Annotated in this window: 12 protein-coding genes and 1 other annotated feature; of the genes, 8 read left to right on the forward strand and 4 right to left on the reverse strand. The window is 45.2% G+C overall.

Annotation, left to right across the window (positions count from 1 at the left end; translation table 11 throughout):
- Window positions 1-7: 7 nt before the first annotated feature.
- Window positions 8-1,477, reverse strand: a complete 1,470-nt coding sequence (locus FKN88_RS07155) for a glutamate synthase subunit beta (RefSeq protein WP_154169089.1) — start codon at window positions 1,475-1,477, stop codon at window positions 8-10.
- On the reverse strand, window positions 1,477-6,018 hold the full coding sequence (gltB, locus tag FKN88_RS07160; RefSeq protein WP_306687381.1) for a glutamate synthase large subunit: 4,542 nt from the start codon (window positions 6,016-6,018) through the stop codon (window positions 1,477-1,479). The genes FKN88_RS07155 and gltB overlap by 1 nt, the downstream gene beginning before the upstream one ends.
- Before the next feature lie 527 nt (window positions 6,019-6,545).
- On the opposite strand from gltB, the gene FKN88_RS07165 reads away from it, so the two are divergent.
- The 3 genes from FKN88_RS07165 to FKN88_RS07175 all read left to right on the forward strand — a co-directional run bounded on the left by FKN88_RS07165 (window position 6,546) and on the right by FKN88_RS07175 (window position 10,513).
- Window positions 6,546-7,487 (forward strand): TIGR01212 family radical SAM protein, encoded by a 942-nt coding sequence (locus FKN88_RS07165; protein WP_154169087.1) that lies wholly within the window; start codon window positions 6,546-6,548, stop codon window positions 7,485-7,487.
- 205 nt (window positions 7,488-7,692) lie between these two features.
- The gene (gene arcB / locus FKN88_RS07170) at window positions 7,693-10,044 is read left to right on the forward strand and encodes an aerobic respiration two-component sensor histidine kinase ArcB (protein ID WP_154169085.1); all 2,352 of its coding nucleotides are present in this window, start codon (window positions 7,693-7,695) and stop codon (window positions 10,042-10,044) included.
- A gap of 1 nt (window position 10,045) precedes the next feature.
- Complete coding sequence (locus FKN88_RS07175) at window positions 10,046-10,513, forward strand: hypothetical protein (RefSeq protein WP_154169083.1); 468 nt, start codon at window positions 10,046-10,048, stop codon at window positions 10,511-10,513.
- Between the two features lie 215 nt (window positions 10,514-10,728).
- On the opposite strand, the gene arcA is transcribed toward FKN88_RS07175, so the two are convergent.
- On the reverse strand, window positions 10,729-11,445 hold the full coding sequence (arcA, locus tag FKN88_RS07180) for a two-component system response regulator ArcA (protein WP_004395926.1): 717 nt from the start codon (window positions 11,443-11,445) through the stop codon (window positions 10,729-10,731).
- 307 nt (window positions 11,446-11,752) lie between these two features.
- Between arcA and FKN88_RS07185 the strand changes: the two genes are divergently transcribed.
- Window positions 11,753-12,142: a DUF3293 domain-containing protein gene (locus FKN88_RS07185; protein ID WP_154169081.1), complete on the forward strand. Its 390-nt coding sequence runs from the start codon at window positions 11,753-11,755 to the stop codon at window positions 12,140-12,142.
- Between the two features lie 167 nt (window positions 12,143-12,309).
- Window positions 12,310-12,795, forward strand: a complete 486-nt coding sequence (locus FKN88_RS07190) for a putative 4-hydroxy-4-methyl-2-oxoglutarate aldolase (protein ID WP_040904670.1) — start codon at window positions 12,310-12,312, stop codon at window positions 12,793-12,795.
- Here FKN88_RS07190 and FKN88_RS07195 read toward each other — a convergent pair.
- On the reverse strand, window positions 12,792-13,262 hold the full coding sequence (locus tag FKN88_RS07195; RefSeq protein WP_154169079.1) for a hypothetical protein: 471 nt from the start codon (window positions 13,260-13,262) through the stop codon (window positions 12,792-12,794). The genes FKN88_RS07190 and FKN88_RS07195 overlap by 4 nt on opposite strands.
- Window positions 13,263-13,523: 261 nt before the next feature.
- Window positions 13,524-13,645 (forward strand) — a sequence feature (Thr leader region).
- Between the two features lie 32 nt (window positions 13,646-13,677).
- On the opposite strand from FKN88_RS07195, the gene thrA reads away from it, so the two are divergent.
- From thrA to thrC, 3 genes are read left to right on the forward strand one after another with little or no spacing between them, the layout of a single operon-like run.
- On the forward strand, window positions 13,678-16,137 hold the full coding sequence (thrA, locus tag FKN88_RS07200; RefSeq protein WP_170906508.1) for a bifunctional aspartate kinase/homoserine dehydrogenase I: 2,460 nt from the start codon (window positions 13,678-13,680) through the stop codon (window positions 16,135-16,137).
- Between the two features lie 18 nt (window positions 16,138-16,155).
- Entirely contained in the window at window positions 16,156-17,112 is a 957-nt protein-coding gene (gene thrB, locus FKN88_RS07205; protein ID WP_154169075.1) for a homoserine kinase, read from the forward strand.
- Entirely contained in the window at window positions 17,109-18,386 is a 1,278-nt protein-coding gene (gene thrC, locus FKN88_RS07210; RefSeq protein ID WP_154169072.1) for a threonine synthase, read from the forward strand. The genes thrB and thrC overlap by 4 nt, the downstream gene beginning before the upstream one ends.
- Window positions 18,387-18,464: the final 78 nt, after the last annotated feature.

Below are 18,464 nucleotides of genomic sequence, written 5' to 3' on the forward strand. Positions count from 1 at the left end.
AAAGCGCTTACGCCGATAACATTAAAGAATCATTGATCGATTCAAGATGCGTGTTGCCCATCAAGTAAGCATCAATCGCTCTGGCTGATTCACGACCTTCATTGATGCAGCGTACAACCAGTGATTGGCCAGTGCGCATGTCGCCAGCAGCAAAGACCCCTTTTTGATTGGTGGCAAAATTATCCGTTGCCACGTTACCGCGATCATCAAGTTTTATCGCTAATTGCGCGAGTACACCATGTGGTTCTGGATGTAAAAAGCCCATCGCGAGAAACGCCATATCACAAGCTATCACTCGCTCAGTGCCAGCCACTTCGCGAAACTCAGGGCGTTGTCCTGGTGCTGCCTCTTGCCAAACAATATCGGCAATTCGTAGCCCAGTCACTTGACCTTGCTCGTTGCCAATAAATTCTTTGGTCAGAATATTCCAATGTCTTTCGCAGCCTTCTTCATGGGAGGTCGATGTGCGTAAAATCATCGGATACTGTGGCCATGGCATATTGGCTGGACGTTTTTCTGGTGGCATTGGCATGATCTCGACTTGCGTAATGCTTGCCGCGCCATGACGATTGGACGTACCGACACAGTCTGAACCGGTATCGCCACCACCAATGACCACCACATGTTTGCCTTTGGCATGAATCTCTTCACCTTTAAGATCCATATTGTTAGCGCGGCGATTATTTTGTCCAAGGAACTGCATCGCAAAGTAAACGCCTTGCAAATCACGTCCCGGGATCGGTAAATCACGTGGTACGGTGGAGCCGCCAGTCAGCAAAATCGCATCGAACTCTTGGCGTAGCTGTTGCGCGTTAATATCAACCCCCACATGAGCATTAACCACAAATTCAACCCCAGCTTGAGCCATAAGATCGAGTTTGCGATCAATCACGGCCATGCTGAGTTTAAAATCAGGGATCCCGAAACGCAGCAAACCGCCAACTTTTTCATCCCGCTCAAACACAGTCACCTGATGTCCAGCGCTATTTAATTGCTCAGCTGCGGCTAATCCCGCCGGCCCAGAGCCGATAATAGCCACTTTTTTGCCTGTACGAGCACGAGGGGTTTTGGGCTTGGCATAGCCTTCTTGATAAGCACGTTCAACAATGGTTTTCTCAATATTACAAATGGTGATGGGATCTTGATTAATACCAAGCACGCATGAGGTTTCACAAGGCGCTGGGCATACTCGACCAGTAAACTCAGGGAAGTTATTGGTCGAGCTTAAGATTTGCCAGGCTTCTTGCCAACTATCGCGATAAACCGCATCATTAAATTCTGGAATGATGTTACCAATCGGGCAGCCGCTATGACAAAACGGCACCCCACAATCCATACAGCGAGCTGCTTGTTGGTTAATTTTGTGACCAAATTCTTTATTGAGCACAAACTCATGATTGTGTTTAATTCGCTCTGCAGGGTCGATTTTTTTTGGCAGTTCTCGACCAAACTCTAAAAATCCAGTTGCTTTACCCATTATACAGCCTCCGCTTTTTCCATTGCCGCTGCGGCTTCCTTACGTTTTTCAAGTACGGCTTTATAGTCACGAGGCATGACTTTCATCATTGTCGCTAAGCTTTGCTCAAAATTGTTGAGGAATGTTTGTGCCACTTCACTTCCTGTGAATTGAACGTGTTTAGTCAGCATATCTTTTAACAGCGCTTTATCTTCCGCTTCGATAGGGTCGAGATCGACCAGCTCAGGATTGAGTTTTTGTGAAAAATCACCGGCTTTATCCCACACGTAAGCGATACCGCCACTCATGCCTGCGGCAAAGTTACGTCCGGTTGAACCAAGGATCACCGCAATACCGCCCGTCATATACTCACAGCCATGATCGCCGACACCTTCTACGACCACTTTAGCGCCAGAGTTACGCACGCAGAAGCGTTCGCCCGCTAAGCCTCGAATATAAGACTCACCAGAGGTAGCGCCATAGAAACAGACGTTACCAACCACGATATTATCTTCGGCAATTAAGCTGGCATTGCGGTTAGGATAGAGTACTAACGTACCGCCTGATAAGCCTTTACCCCAATAGTCGTTGGCATCACCTTCGACTTCAAAATGGACTCCTTTGGTCAAGAAAGCGCCAAAGGATTGCCCAGCACTACCGTTAAATTTAACCGTCATAGGCTGAGGTAGCCCTTGATCTTGGTAGACTTTACAAATTTCGTTCGACAGCATGGTGCCAGTACTGCGATCGGTATTGATGATCGGCAGGTTGGCATTAACCGCTAAGCCTTGTTCAAGCGCAGGTTTCGCTAACTGGATTAATTGACGGTCGAGGACATGCTCCAAGTTATGGTTTTGTGCGCTTTGGCAATAAATACCATCACCTTCACGGGCTGGCTCAAGATAGAGTAGGGGAGAAAGGTCGAGGTTCTTATACTTCCAGTGGCCCACATCATCACGTAATTTGAGTTTTTGCGCTTGCCCTACCATCTCATCAATGGTGCGAAAACCAAGCTCAGCCATGATTTCCCGTAGGCCTTGTGCCATATATTGGAAGAAGGTAACCACATCTTCCACGCGGCCATCAAAGCGTTCACGTAAGGTTTTGTTTTGAGTTGCGATACCGACTGGGCAGGTGTTTTTATGACACTTACGCATCATGATACAACCTTCCACGACTAAGGCGGCGGTAGCAACGCCCCATTCTTCGGCACCAAGTAAGGTGGCGATAGCGATATCGCGTGGGGTTTTCATCTGCCCATCCGCTTGCACCACGATGCGGTTACGTAAACCGTTTTTAAGTAGTGTCTGATGAGTTTCAGCCAGACCAAGTTCCCAAGGTAGGCCGGTATGGCGAATCGATGAAATAGGCGACGCGCCGGTGCCGCCGTCATGGCCTGCAATCAGCACTACATCCGCTTTCGCTTTAGCAACACCAGAAGCGATAGTGCCCACGCCGGCTTCAGAGACCAGTTTAACGTTGACTCGCCCTTTACGGTTGGCGTTTTTCAAGTCAAAAATCAGCTGCGCCAAATCTTCAATGGAGTAGATGTCGTGATGCGGTGGCGGCGAAATTAAGCCGACCCCTGGCGTTGAGTGACGAGTTGCGCCAATCCAATCATCGACTTTATCTCCTGGTAGCTGGCCGCCTTCACCCGGCTTGGCTCCTTGTGCCATTTTGATCTGAATTTCGTCGCAGTTGGTCAAATAGTAAGAGGTAACCCCAAAGCGTCCAGAGGCGACTTGCTTGATGGCTGAGCGTTCCCAATCGCCATTCTCTTTACGAACGAAACGCGCGGGATCTTCACCCCCTTCACCAGAATTGGAACGTGCGCCCAGGCGGTTCATGGCGACTGCTAATGTTGAGTGCGCCTCATGAGAAATCGATCCGAACGACATTGCGCCAGTGGCAAAGCGTTTCACAATACTCGACACCGGCTCGACGTCTTCAATCGCAACTGAACCCGCTGGATTTTTAATAAAATCTAGCTGACTACGCAGGGTCACCGCTTTATCCCCTTGGCTATCGACAGCAGCAGCATACTGCTTGAACTGTTGATAATCTTTATTACGGGTAGAGTGTTGCAGTAAATGGATGGTTTCTGGGTTAAACAGGTGTTTTTCACCACGCTGTTTCCACTGATAGACACCGCCGACATCGAGCATTTGTAACGGGATTTCACGAATCGGATAGCCAATACGGTGACGAACCACCACTTCTTTGGCGATATCGTCTAACGTTAGGCCCTGAATACGAGTAACAGTACCAGTAAAGTATTTGTCTACCACCGATTTACTGATCCCTAAGGCTTCAAAGATTTGTGCTCCATGGTAGGACTGTAAAGTTGAGATGCCCATTTTTGAGAAAATTTTCAATAGGCCAGCATTGATCCCTTTACGATAGTTTTCGAAGTATTTATTCACCTCAACGTCAGTATCCAGCTTATTGCGACGCTGCAAATCGACAATGGTTTCGACCACTAAATACGGGTTCACCGCATTGGCACCATAGCCGACTAAGGTAGCAAAATGGTGAGTTTCGCGCGCATCCCCAGTTTCAACCACAATACCGCACTTAGAGCGTAGTCCTTTACGGATCAGATGATGATGGACAGCGCCGACAGCCAGCATCGCTGGAATCGCGGCATGGTTAGAATTTACCGCGCGGTCAGTAAGGAGAATGATGGAATAGCCATCGATCACCGCATCTTCAGCGTATTGGCAGATGCGTTTGAGTGCTCGCTCAAGTTTGCCTGGCTCTTCACTGGCTTGAAAAACAATATCCAGTGTTTTAGCTTGCAGGTGCTCATTATCAATCGCGCGCAGTTTTTCTAATTCGGCATTAGAAATCACCGGTGATTCTAGCTCGACTTTACGACAATGAACCGGAGATTCAGCGAGTAGGTTTTGATCACGACCAATATAGGTATTGAGCGACATGACCATCCGTTCGCGGATCGGATCGATCGGCGGGTTGGTTACCTGCGCAAACAACTGTTTAAAGTAGTTTGATAGATGCTGAGACTGATGCGACAGCACCGCCACTGGCCAGTCGGCTCCCATTGAGCCAAGAGGCTCATAGCCGGTTTCCGCTAAGGTAAAGATAATGTCGTTGACTTCTTCACTGCTGACCCCAAACGCTTGCTGACGATGGAGCAGACGCTCCGGTGACGGTTGGCTGTGAACGTTATCGGCCTCAGGCAACTTTTTTAGGCTCAGTAAGTTATCTTCTACCCATTTTTCATAAGGCTGCGCGTTAGCGATGCCATCTTTGACTTCTTCATCAGAGATGATTCGCCCTTGTTCAAGGTCGGCGACAAAAATGCGTCCGGGTTGTAAGCGACCACGATATTCGACATTAGCGGGATCGATTTCTACCACACCAGATTCAGAGGCCATGATCAAAAAATCGTCTTTAGTGACGGTATAACGAGAGGGGCGTAGGCCGTTTCTATCTAAGGTTGCGCCTACTTGTACGCCATCGGTAAAGCACACTGAGGCTGGGCCATCCCATGGTTCCATGATATTGGCATGATATTGATAAAAGGCACGACGCTTGGGATCCATGGTTTTATTTTCTTGCCACGCTTCGGGGATCATCATCATCAATGCGTGCGGCAGAGTTCGGCCCGATAGCACCAATAACTCTAACACCATATCAAAGTTAGCAGAGTCTGACGCGCCTTCCTGACAAACCGGCAGCAGCATATCAATTTCTGTTTGGGTAAAGAGATTGGATTGTAAAATAGCTTCGCGTGCTTTCATCCAGTTCAAGTTACCGCGTACGGTATTGATTTCGCCGTTATGGGCAATGTAACGAAACGGCTGCGCTAAACGCCATCTTGGGAAGGTATTGGTGGAAAAACGTGAATGCACCAGAGCCAAGGCGGTAACCATGGTTGGGTTTTGTAAATCGAGAAAATATTGCGGAACTTGCTCAGTGGTTAACTGACCTTTATAAACCAGCGTTTTATAGGAGAGCGAGTTGATATAAAAATCATCGCCAATATTAGAAACGCTTTCGAGACAAACGCGAACGGTATAGTTACGCAGAACGTAGAGTTTGCGTTCCAATTCTTGCGGCGTACTTCCTGGACCGGCTGAGATGAAAACATGTTCAAAATAAGGCTCAGTACTGAGTGGATCGGCACCGAGCATGCTGTTGTCGGTTGGCAGTTTACGATAACCGAGGACATCAAGATCAAGGCGCTTAGCATTACGCTCTAAAATATCACGACATTGAGCGCGTTTGTGCTCATCCCTTGGAAACAAGACGACGCCGACGCCGTATTGGTCAAATGACGGTAGTTTAATTCCCAGTTTTACCGCTTCCTCTAAGAGGAATTCGTGAGGTTTCTGCAGTAAAATACCCGCTCCGTCACCGCTACAGGGGTCACAACCTTGTCCGCCACGATGTTCCATGCGCGCTAGCATATCTAGGGCTTGAGTCACGACATGGTGTGATTTACGGTTTTTGAGGTGAGCAACAAAACCGATGCCGCAAGCGTCATGCTCGAGTTCTGGCGTATACAGACCTTGCGAACTTTGTTCTCTATTAACCATAGATACATCCTTCCAGTTCAGTTGGACACAAGCAAGCCAAGGCAAGCCCCAGCACTGCATCTATCCTTATTGTTATCCATTTAAATCGATCTATGCTGACCGACTCGCATCCCTTCCGTCTCTCACAGGAAATATATAGTGTGAGAAAAACAATCCTTAGTGATATTCCTCTGTTTAACCACATTTTATAGTGGTTTATATAGGTAGGAATGGAATATCGCCGACGTTTCTTGAGCTTATTTGTAATAAAACAAACAAAAATCATCATGAAACTGTAACTATCCTACAATTTTGTTAGCCGTAAATGCAATGAAAAACTCGGTCTTTTTTGCGCCTTTTTCTCAGTCTCTGCATAATCAGCGCAACATTTTTCAAACAAAGTTAGCTAAATGCAGATTTAATGAATGTTTATTGATTTTGCACCACGCGGTATCTATCTCATACGCTTACTATTTATTCCTTTCGATGTAATTTAATTACATAGATCGAAGTGAGAGTTATTTGTATTCACAGCTTGGGTATTCGTTATGCAACTGCATCAATTAGTAAACACATTAGGGCAAGATCTTCAACGCCGCTATGGTGAGAAAGTCCATAAACTGACGTTGCATGGTGGCTTTAGTTGTCCTAATCGAGATGGCACCATTGGTCGAGGCGGATGCACATTTTGTAATGTTGCCTCTTTTGTAGATGAACATACCCAAAAGCAAAGTATTGCTGATCAGCTAAAAGAAAGAGCGGGTGAAGTTCAGCGTGCCAATAAATACTTAGCTTATTTCCAAGCCTATACCAGCACTTATGCCGAAGTTCAGGTGTTAAAAGCCATGTATCAACAAGCGTTGCAAAGTGCCAATATTGTCGGTTTGTGTGTGGGCACTCGCCCTGATTGCGTCCCGGATGCGGTATTGGAACTGTTGCATGATTATGTGCAGCAAGGGTTTGAAGTTTGGTTAGAGTTGGGTTTGCAGACCGCAAACAATAGTACTTTAAAGCGCATTAATCGCGGTCATGATTTTGATTGTTATCAATCGATCGCTCAAAGAGCAAGAGCGCTTGGTATTAAAATCTGTACTCATTTAATCGTTGGGCTACCTAAAGAAACGGCAAGCGATAATGTGGCGACATTACAGCAAGTCGTTGAAGTGGGAACAGATGGTATCAAGTTGCATGGTTTGCATATTGTTGATGGGAGTACGATGGCCAAAGCGTGGCGGGCAGGGAAGTTAGTTGCGCCAACATTAGAAGAGTACGTCACGATTGCCAGCCACCTCATTCGCTTAACGCCACCTGAAGTGGTTTATCATCGAGTCTCTTCTGCCGCTCGCCGTCCTACGTTGTTGGCTCCTCTCTGGTGTGAGAATCGTTGGCTGGCGATGACTGAGATTGGCCGGCGATTAGCAAAAGATGGCGCGCAAGGTTCATTAATTGGGCGTCCTTTCCAATACATTAATCCGACCAACAAAAAATAAGCCGCTCACTTTTAAACGCAATTTACTGCGTTATGCTAGGCAAACTCTTAGAATAGTTGCAGATCCTGATTTGAGAAGCTGGTATCTTTATCCTTTAAGTCTTTTTAATCACAGGCTTTTTATCTGAAAGCGCTGTTGGATTAGCGCTGAGCCGCAGTTTTGAAACTCACTTAGCGTCACGGCCATTATCTATGCGGAACCTGCAATGAAACCGATAAAAAACTTAGCTCAATACTATGTCGATCTACTTGTTAAATTGGGTATTTTACGTTTTTCAATTTTACTGGCTTTAGCGTTGGTTGCCTTAGCGGTGGTAGTCCAAGTCGGAATTACGCTGGTTTTGAAAGGTTTTGTCGATGACATTGATATTGTACGTTCGGTATTTTTTGGACTATTGATCACCCCGTGGGCGGTATATTTCTTATCAGTCGTGGTCGATCAGTTGGAAGAGTCTCGACAACGTCTCTCTAAGTTAGTCTCCAAGCTCAAAGATATGCGCTCGCGAGATCAAGAACTTAACCAACAGTTACAGCAGAATATTGTCAAACTCAATCAGGAGATAGAAGAGCGAATTAAAGCCGAAGAAGCCCGTGAAGAGGCGATGGTTGATTTGGAAAACGAAGTGTATCAACGAGAGAAAACGCAGTTGGAATTGGCCGAACGTACCGCACTATTACGCTCGTTCATCGATGCCTCACCGGACTTAATTTATTACCGTAATGCGAAAGGTGAATTTTCCGGCTGTAACCGAGCAATGGAAGAGCTAACCGGGAAACGGGAAAGTCAATTAGTCGGTCTGACACCTTGGGATGTGTATCGTAAGGAGATTGCTCAATCGATAGTTGAAACCGATCAGCAAGTATTTAAGAATAATCAAGCCATTACCTATGAGCAATGGCTTGAATATCCCGATGGACGTAAACACTTCTTTGAACTGCGTAAAGTGCCTTTTTATAGTAAAGAGGGCCGTCATCTAGGTTTAGTGGGTTTTGGACGAGACATTACTGAACGTAAGCGTCATCAAGAATCGCTAGAAAAAGCCAGCCGTGATAAAACCACCTTTATTTCGACCATCAGTCATGAATTACGCACGCCACTCAATGGTATTGTCGGTTTAAGTCGAATGTTACTTGATACCCAACTAACGGATGAACAGCGTAAGCATATGCAAACCATTCAAGTCAGTGCGATTACGCTGGGTCATATTTTTAACGATATTATTGATATGGATAAATTCGACCGACGTAAGTTAGAGCTGTTACCCGCCCCTTTAAACTTTGTCGAATTTGTCGCCGAGCTAGAGAGCCTGTCTGCTTTAATGGCAGAGCAAAAAGGACTGCGTTTTGATTTGGAGCGTTTAACCGAGCTGCCGACTTGGATTGAAGTCGATGCAACACGCTTGCGTCAAGTGCTGTGGAATTTAATGAGTAACGCCATGAAGTTCACCAAAGAAGGTGGCGTAGTGATGAGTGTCAGTGCGGATATTCATCCAGGTTCTGCTGACATCACCATGGAAATAGAAGATACCGGTATTGGCATCCCTGAAGATGAATTAGATAAGATCTTTGCCATGTATTACCAGGTTAAATCTGGCAAAGATAACCTCCATGCTGTAGGAACGGGCATTGGTCTTGCGGTTTCGCGCCAATTAATTAATTTAATGGCTGGTGATATCGAGGTAAGCAGCGAAGAGGGCTTCGGCAGTACCTTTACGGTGACTATCCGAGTGCCCTTAGTGAGTCCTCCTGATAAGCCGCAATTAAGCCTAACTCCACAAAAAAGTTTACGTATCTTTATGGTGGAAGATATTGAGCTTAATGTCACGGTTGCTCGCTCACTGTTAGAGAGCTTAGGCCATCAGGTTACGGTCGCTATGACCGGTGAAGAAGCTAAACAACGATTTATGCCCGATCAGTTTGATTTGGTTTTCTTAGATATCCAACTGCCGGATATGACCGGGTTTGATGTGGCGCAGTTTTATCGAGAGACTTACTCCTCATTACCACCACTCGTTGCGTTGACCGCCAATGTCTTGAAAGATAAGCAGCAGTATCAAACCCAAGGATTAGATGATGCGATAAGTAAGCCGCTTTCGGTGCAAGCGGTGCAAGCGGTGATCAGTAAAGTCATTGCTCAGCAGCCATTTCAGGCCGAGGCTACGAATATCCCTGATGTTGATCCTGCAGAGCCTTGCTATCAAGAGTTATGTGGTCGTTTGCTCGATCTCGACATGTTAAATTCTTATCTCGATATTGTTGGGCCTCAACCCATGTTAGAAAGCGTTGAGATGCTTGAAAAAATGATGCCGAGTTATTTAGAGGTCTTGGATTCTAATATGGTGGCGAAAGATCAAGCTGGCATTGTCTCTGAGGCTCATAAAATTAAAGGTGCAGCAGGCTCAATCGGCTTAAAACGAATTCAAAGTGTTGCACAAAAAGCTCAGTCTCCGGATGCGCCAGCATGGTGGGAAAATATTACCGATTGGGTCGATGAAATAAAAAATGAATACCGTAATGATATTCAAGTGTTAAAACAGTGGTTAGAGCAAAGGAGATAACATGAAAAAATATGGCTTAATGATACTCACTTTTTTATTGTCAGCGTGTGCAGCGTCGCCGCAAGTCAATTGGCAGGCAAGTAATGCGGCATTATTTTCTCAGACCGCTATTCAGCTAAAAAGTAATTTATGGACCGATCGGATGCCCAAAATAGCCTTAACTGAGGGGGCCACTGAACTCGATTTCACCGACAATTTAAACGGTACTCTAGTGCTAGAAACTTCAGGTCAATTGCCAGCAGATTTAACCCTGTTTCAATTAGTGTTCAGACAAGGAGATGAGATCTGGTCGCTTGAGGGCTCTGAGTTAGAACTTCGCACACCAAGTGAAAATAATTGGGAAGTGGTATTTAACAGCACGCTATCGGTGGATATTAACCGTTCAGTGAGTGTAGCGTTGGGGATACGAGACAGTTTGGGTGAGACGTGGTTAGTCGAGCATCAAGTCTCGATTGATAAAGTCTATTAACGAATACCTAGGGTCTGTTGACTTTAAAGTCGACTTTAAAACTAGCGGTCTTTCGCTTCGAACATCTCGTCATCTATACATATGGCGATTGATACATGTCTCGCTTAACGGCTGCTCTAAAAAATTCGCGAGCACCTGTAGACCCAGTGATTTCGGTATGATGACCATAAAAAAGCCTCGATCATCTGTCGAGGCTTTTTTAATCACATACTCGCTTACTCAGTGATATCGCCACAGAAGCGATAGCCTTCACCATGAATGGTCGCGATGATTTCTGGTGTACCAGAGATCGATTCAAAATGCTTACGAATACGACGGATGGTAACGTCAACGGTGCGATCATGAGGCTTAAGTTCACGACCGGTCATTTTCTTCAATAGATCGGCACGAGTTTGAATTTTCCCCGGATTCTCACAGAAATGAAGCAGAGCACGGAATTCTGAACGTGGCAGCTTGTAACCTTCACCATGTGGGCTGATCAAAGAACGACTATTGATATCCAATACCCAGCCATTAAATTGATACTTTTCAACCGAACGCTTTTCTTCGTGAGCAACGTTGGCATTCATTGAACGGCTCAATAAGTTACGCGCACGAATGGTCAATTCACGAGGGTTAAAAGGTTTGGTGATGTAATCGTCAGCACCAATTTCAAGGCCTAGAATTTTATCAACTTCATTATCACGGCCGGTTAAAAACATTAACGCAACATCAGCTTGTTCACGAAGCTCACGAGCAAGCAGTAAGCCGTTTTTACCCGGTAGGTTAATGTCCATGATGACTAAGTTAATGGGATTATCCGACAGTATTTGGTGCATCTCTTCACCGTTACTGGCTTCAAAAACAGCGTATCCCTCTGCTTCAAAAATACTTTTTAATGTGTTGCGAGTGACTTGCTCGTCTTCAACGATAAGAATCTGCGGGGTTTGCATTTGGCGGTACCTAAACTTGTGAAAAAATTGTACTAATAGAACTTATTCTAGGCAAAAACATAACATACAAGAAACTTTATGTTGATAATAAATCAAAGTATCTTGAAAAATCACCTCAACTGCCGCCGTCCTTGGTGTATTTGCTATAAAGATCCATCACCTTTCACTTCTATTAGCCTTTGAGCGGATTCTATAATGTTAACAGCATGCTAACAACGCCCAAATGTTAATTCCAATCACTTTGTTGATTTATATCAAGAGTTGCAATGTAACAGATATGAATAGTAATAACGAGATGTAAAAAGAGATGATCAATGAAAACCTATGGTACGCTTACACTCAAGTCACGCTGCTGTTCCCAACAAGGAGTATTGAAGGGAATTTTGCGATTATTACCGCATGGAACCCACGAAGTGTTCGCTTGTCAGAAGATGAGAATCGGCGAAATAATCGACGTTTACAGCAAACTTTAATCGGCTATGATTTGACCGATGTTATCGTTGGTAATGATGATTTTAGTTGGTATGAAGAGAGTTTTGCGGTCGTGATGCCTCTCGCTGACGCGGTGGTTTTAGCTGGCCAGTTTGCGCAAAATGCGCTTTATTACGTACAAGATGGACAACTTATTTTGCAATCTTGCCTTGATCATCAACGATTCGATTTAGGGTCATTATCAAGCAAAATCACATCACCTTAAACCGAGTCATGTAACAGATTTACTTATTCCTTGCGATTTGAAACGGTAGCGGTGGGTGTGAGTACTCGATCAGCAAGTTGATTATTATTGGCGCTGATTAAGACACATACACTTACTCGCGATGTTACCACTTCTTGTCGTTGGGCGATTAGAATCATGGAGGAACAATGAACGATATAACACCGGATCTGTGTGATAAGTACCCATCACAAGTTACGCTACTTAATCTACCACTACAAAATTTTGGCATGCGTAGTGCATTTTGGGGAGAGATAGTCACTGTACGTTGCTATCATGATAACTCAAAAGTCAAAGAGATTCTCAGTCAACCAGGTAAAGGTAAAGTTTTGGTTGTTGATGGTAATGGTTCTTGCCAAAAAGCCTTAATGGGCGATCAAGTTGCGATCATGGCAATTGAAAACGGCTGGGAAGGTGTGATCATTAATGGTGCCATCCGCGATGTCGTGGCGATGTCACAAATGGATTTAGGGATTAAAGCGTTAGGTACCTCGCCCTTTAAAACTGACAAGCGTGGTGCAGGAGAGGTCAATGTGACTCTAACTTTGCACAACCAAATGGTTCAACCTGGGGATTATCTGTATGCCGATTGGAATGGTATTTTACTCTCTGAGCAATCGCTAACGTTGGCTTAAAACCGAAAGCCGATACCGAACTCAATACCCTGTTGCCATTCTTGATAGTCAAGGGTGGCGTGTAAATCTAAGTTTTCCGATAGACGTAGGCGACTTGATAGCTCTGCTGAAAAGGCGTCATAGCGACGTTTTTGGTCATCGTATTTTGTCGATGAATAAAGGGTACTCTTAACCGAGATTCGCTCGTTAACTTTGTAACTCACACCGCTTAAAAAGCCATTACTAGCGCCATTGATTGAGGCGCTTGATGAGTTAATCCTCGCACCGACATAAAGATCAACGTTACGAAAGACATTGTAAGCGTAGCCACTATCAATTACCCAACTATCGAAAGTTTGGCTATTGGGGTCACTGTAGAGAAAAACGGTGTGCGCAGAGCGGGAGGGCTCAGAAGGTAAGGAGGGGAGCGTTACCGCGTGGGCGCTTAATGCTAGCCATAAGCCAGATAGAGCGATCAGTATGCGCATGGTATCCTCCTTGTTACCGAGCTTTGTTTCACGTTGAACACTATTTAAGCATAAAATTCCCCGCTTTGCAGAGAGAAATTATCTTGAATTTATCTCTATGATTAATGGATGGGTGATAAAGCTCGGTTTTGTTTATCTTTATTGAGCGAATGATTATTTAAAATGCATAGAATGTTAAACTTTTTATTGACTCTGCAACAAGAAATAAGGTAAACGTAGATAAACGCCCACAGAAAGTGATTTATCATCGTGATGACATTGTTCAGCCTAGTAATGACCACCACCATTATTACCACCGACACTACGCATGTTGGGGCGGGCTGCTGAGCGTAAAATTTCACAAGAAAAAGGCCTGTATCCCCACCGATACAGGCCTTTTTTTATACCTATTATTTTGACGAGTTTGGAGAAAGGGATGCGAGTATTAAAATTTGGAGGTTCATCATTAGCGGATGCTGAACGTCTATTGAGAGCGGCCGATATTATCGTTAACAATGCTCAACAAGAAGACGTGGCCATTGTGCTTTCAGCACCGGGTAAAACCACCAATAAGCTAGTGGCGATTATCGATACGGCGTTACGTCATGGTGATGTTGAAAGGCAAGTGCTTGAACTGGAACAGTCATTCCAACGTTTGTTTAATGATATTCAAGCTCAGCTCCCCAAGATAGACGGCGCTGCTTATCATCGACAAGTAGATCAATCTATGACTCAACTACGTCAGTTTGTGCATGGTATTCATCTGTTAGGCATGTGTCCTGATAATGTGAATGCGCGGATCATCAGTAAAGGTGAGCGTATTTCTATACAGCTAATGAAAGCGGTCATCCAAGCCAAAGGTTTAGCGGTCAATTTAATTGATCCAGTTCAGTATCTCATCGCTAAAGGTGATTATCTGGAAGCCATGGTCGATGTTGAACTTTCGACACAAAACTTTTTACAGTCCCCATTACCCAAGCAACATGTCCATATCATGCCTGGTTTCACCGCAGGTAATAAAAAAGGTGAGCTGGTTTGTTTAGGGCGTAATGGATCGGATTATTCTGCGGCAGTATTGGCGGCGTGTTTACGCGCAGAATGTTGTGAAATCTGGACCGACGTTGATGGTGTGTATAACTGTGACCCTCGTTTGGTTGCTGATGCTCGCTTACTCAAGTCGCTTAGCTATCAAGAAGCAATGGAGTTGTCTTATTTTGGTGCTTCGGTGTTGCACCCCAAAACTATCGCCCCAATCGCTCAATTCCATATCCCATGTTTGATCAAAAACAGCTTTAATCCGCAAGGGGCGGGGACATTAATTGGTCAAGATACGGGTGAAGATCAACTGGCGATCAAAGGCATCACGACCTTGAATCATTTGACCATGGTTAACGTATCCGGACCGGGTATGAAGGGCATGGTTGGTATGGCGAGTCGTGTATTCGGTGCAATGTCTACTGCTGGGGTATCCATTGTCTTGATCACTCAGTCGTCTTCTGAATACAGCATTAGCTTTTGTATTGAAGCCCAAGATAAACGGTTAGCTCAACAAGCATTAGCCGAAGCATTTGAGTTGGAACTAAAAGAAGGCTTGTTGGAGCCGGTTGAGTTTATGAACGATTTGTCGATCATTACATTGGTTGGTGATGGCATGCGCACCTCACGTGGCGTGGCGGCGCAGTTTTTTGCTTCGTTAACCGAAGCACATGTCAACATTGTTGCCATTGCTCAAGGCTCTTCCGAACGAGCGATTTCTGCAGTGATCCCAGAAGATAAAGTCTCACCTGCCATTAAAGCGTGTCATGAAAACTTGTTTAACTCAAAACATTTTCTTGATGTGTTTGTGGTTGGCATCGGTGGTGTTGGCGGTGAACTGGTGGATCAAATTTATCGTCAACAAACCAAACTTGCTGCCAAAGGTATCGTGATCCGCGTCTGTGGTTTAGCGAATAGTAAAGGGTTATTACTCGATGCTGACGGCCTGCCATTAGAGCATTGGCGAGACAGAATGAGCGCCGCGACGGAGGCTTTCTCTTTAGCCAATTTAACCGCTCTGGTTCAACGCAATCATATTATTAATCCAGTATTAGTCGATTGTACGTCTAGCGAAGTGATTGCTAGTCAATATGCCGATTTTCTTGCCGCAGGCTTTCATGTGGTGACGCCTAATAAAAAAGCCAATACAGGTAGCATGGCTTACTATCAGCAATTACGTAATGTAGCTCGTCAGTCGCGCCGTAAATTAATGTATGAAACTACCGTCGGTGCTGGTCTACCGGTTATTGAAAATTTACAAAACTTGATTGCCGCAGGGGATGAACTTGAGCAATTTAACGGTATTTTATCCGGTTCTCTCTCGTTTATTTTTGGTAAATTGGATGAGGGACTGACTTTTAGTCAGGCGACGTTATTAGCCAAAGAGAAAGGCTTTACTGAGCCGGATCCCCGAGATGATTTGTCTGGGATTGATGTAGCGCGTAAGTTACTAATTTTGGCTCGTGAATCTGGTTTAGCGCTTGAACTGAATGATGTCGAGGTTGAGCCAGCTTTACCACCGGGTTTTGATACTTCAGGCAGTGTCGAAGCGTTTATTGCTCGTTTACCCCAAGCTGACCACTATTTTGCACAGTTAGTTGATCAAGCGCGTCAGCAAGGCCATGTACTTCGCTACGTAGCAGAAATTTGCGCTGGGCGTTGTCAAGTTCGTCTCGCAATGGTTGATGAAAACGACCCGATGTTTAAGGTCAAAGATGGTGAGAATGCACTGGCATTTTACAGCCGTTATTATCAGCCGATCCCGTTGGTACTTCGTGGCTATGGTGCTGGTACTGAGGTCACAGCTGCGGGTGTTTTTGCCGATGTGATGCGGACATTAGGCTGGAAGTTAGGGGTTTAAGCGATGAGTTCAAGTGATATGAGTGTAGTAGTTTACGCGCCAGCCTCGATTGGGAATGTGAGCGTCGGTTTTGATGTTCTGGGTGCCGCCGTCTCTCCGATTGATGGCAGTTTATTAGGCGACCGAGTGTGCGTTCAAGCGGGAAGCCTGCCTTTTGAACTCAAAACCGCGGGGCGCTTTGTCGATAAACTGCCTAGCGATCCTGAGCAAAATATTGTTTATGACTGTTGGACGGTATTTGTTCGTGAATTAACCATCAAGCAGATCGCCGTAAAGCCTCTCGTGATGACCCTAGAGAAAAACATGCCGATTGGATCTGGACTTGGTTCTAGCGCTTGTTCAATTGTTGCCGCGCTCGATGCCTTAAATCGCTTTCATGGCCAACCATTGAACGAGACTGAATTACTGGCATTAATGGGGGAAATGGAAGGAAAAATCTCCGGTGGCATTCATTATGATAATGTCGCACCATGCTACTTAGGTGGCTTGCAGTTGATGATTGAGGAGCAAGGCATAATCAGCCAACCTGTACCGGGTTTTGATCAGTGGTTTTGGGTCATGGCTTACCCTGGGATCAAAGTTTCAACCGCTGAAGCTCGGGCTATTTTACCCGCTCAATATCGTCGTCAAGATGTGATTGCTCATGGCCGTCATCTGGCTGGCTTTATCCATGCCTGCCATACTCAGCAACCGGAATTGGCTGCCACGATGATCAAAGATGTGATTGCTGAGCCATATCGTGAAAAACTGTTACCTGGTTTTAGCCAAGCCCGCGAGTATGCCAAATCTGCCGGGGCTCTGGTCACGGGGATCTCAGGTAGCGGGCCAACTTTATTTAGTATTTGTCAGCAGCAAGACGTTGCCGAGCGCGTTGCGAAGTGGCTTGAAAAAAATTATTTACAAAATGAACAAGGATTCGTGCATATTTGTCGTCTAGACAAGCAAGGATCACAAGTAACAGGAAGTCAATTATGAAGCTGTACAACATCAAAGAAAATGATCAACAAGTCTCTTTTGCCCAAGCCGTTCGCCAAGGCTTAGGTCGTAATCAGGGGTTGTTTTTCCCTGCTGAGTTACCTAAATTTAGTGATATTGACGCGCTATTAGATGAAGATTTTATCTCGCGTAGCAGTAAGATTTTATCTGCGTTAATTGGTGATGAACTGGCCGCGGAAAAAGTGACTGAGATGGTCAATCAGGCGTTCCAATTTCCCGCGCCGATTAAAGCGATCAACCAAGGTATTTATGCATTAGAGCTTTTTCATGGACCGACGCTAGCGTTTAAAGATTTTGGTGGCCGCTTCATGGCTCAATCTCTCGCGGCGGTCTCTGATGGTGGTAAAATTACTATTCTCACTGCGACATCCGGTGATACAGGAGCGGCTGTTGCCCATGCTTTTTATGGTATGCCTAACATTAATGTGGTGATTTTGTACCCGAAAGGAAAAATTAGTCCGTTACAAGAAAAGCTATTTTGTACCCTAGGCGGCAACATTCATACCATTGCGGTAAACGGTGACTTTGATGCTTGCCAAGCACTAGTCAAGCAAGCCTTTGATGATGCCGATCTGCGTCAGCAAATCGGCCTTAATTCAGCCAACTCGATTAATATTAGTCGCTTAATGGCGCAAATTTGTTATTACTTTGAAGCGGTTGCTCAGCTTAGTAAAGCGGAGCGAGAAAACTTAGTCATCAGTGTCCCTAGCGGCAATTTTGGTAACTTGACGGCTGGCTTATTTGCTAAAGCCATGGGGTTACCGGTCAAACGTTTTATCGCCGCAACTAATGCCAATGATACCGTGCCACGTTATCTTGAGACGGGAAAATGGGATCCGAAACCAACCGTCGCCACCACCGCCAATGCGATGGATGTGAGTCAGCCGAACAACTGGCCACGTATTGAAGAGCTATGTCGATTACAAAGCTGGGGTTTAGATACGTTAGGTAAAGGCTCAGTCTCGGATAATGAAAGCGCTCAAGCGGTACAAGAACTCAATGAGCTTGGCTATTTGTGTGAGCCACATGGCGCGATTGGTTATCGCCTCTTAACTCAGCAATTACAACCAGGTGAAACCGGGTTATTTTTATGTACCGCGCATCCTGCGAAGTTTAAAGAAGTGGTCGATGATATTTTAGGTAGCGATATTGATCTTCCTGCCCCGCTTGCTAAACATGCCGTGATGACTTTGCTTTCTGAACAGCTTGATGCGGATTTTGCGCAATTGAAAGCGCGCTTAGTGGCTTTGTAATATTGAGTTTACGCTTGAACTGTCATGCGAAGTCGTGTCGGAATAAATAGAAAACGGCGTCTATAGTCATAAACGCCG

The organism is Vibrio sp. 2017_1457_13 (assembly GCF_030851525.1).
GTDB classification, from domain to species: Bacteria; Pseudomonadota; Gammaproteobacteria; order Enterobacterales; family Vibrionaceae; genus Vibrio; species Vibrio metschnikovii.

Coding starts and splice junctions, on each gene's coding strand:
- arcB (WP_154169085.1), top strand. CDS start 7,693: ATGAAACCGATAAAAAACTTAGCTCAATACTATGTCGATCTACTTGTT.
- gltB (WP_306687381.1), bottom strand. CDS start 6,018: ATGGTTAATAGAGAACAAAGTTCGCAAGGTCTGTATACGCCAGAACTC.
- thrB (WP_154169075.1), top strand. CDS start 16,156: ATGAGTGTAGTAGTTTACGCGCCAGCCTCGATTGGGAATGTGAGCGTC.
- FKN88_RS07195 (WP_154169079.1), bottom strand. CDS start 13,262: ATGCGCATACTGATCGCTCTATCTGGCTTATGGCTAGCATTAAGCGCC.
- FKN88_RS07165 (WP_154169087.1), top strand. CDS start 6,546: ATGCAACTGCATCAATTAGTAAACACATTAGGGCAAGATCTTCAACGC.
- FKN88_RS07155 (WP_154169089.1), bottom strand. CDS start 1,477: ATGGGTAAAGCAACTGGATTTTTAGAGTTTGGTCGAGAACTGCCAAAA.
- thrA (WP_170906508.1), top strand. CDS start 13,678: ATGCGAGTATTAAAATTTGGAGGTTCATCATTAGCGGATGCTGAACGT.
- FKN88_RS07190 (WP_040904670.1), top strand. CDS start 12,310: ATGAACGATATAACACCGGATCTGTGTGATAAGTACCCATCACAAGTT.
- thrC (WP_154169072.1), top strand. CDS start 17,109: ATGAAGCTGTACAACATCAAAGAAAATGATCAACAAGTCTCTTTTGCC.
- FKN88_RS07175 (WP_154169083.1), top strand. CDS start 10,046: ATGAAAAAATATGGCTTAATGATACTCACTTTTTTATTGTCAGCGTGT.
- arcA (WP_004395926.1), bottom strand. CDS start 11,445: ATGCAAACCCCGCAGATTCTTATCGTTGAAGACGAGCAAGTCACTCGC.
- FKN88_RS07185 (WP_154169081.1), top strand. CDS start 11,753: ATGATCAATGAAAACCTATGGTACGCTTACACTCAAGTCACGCTGCTG.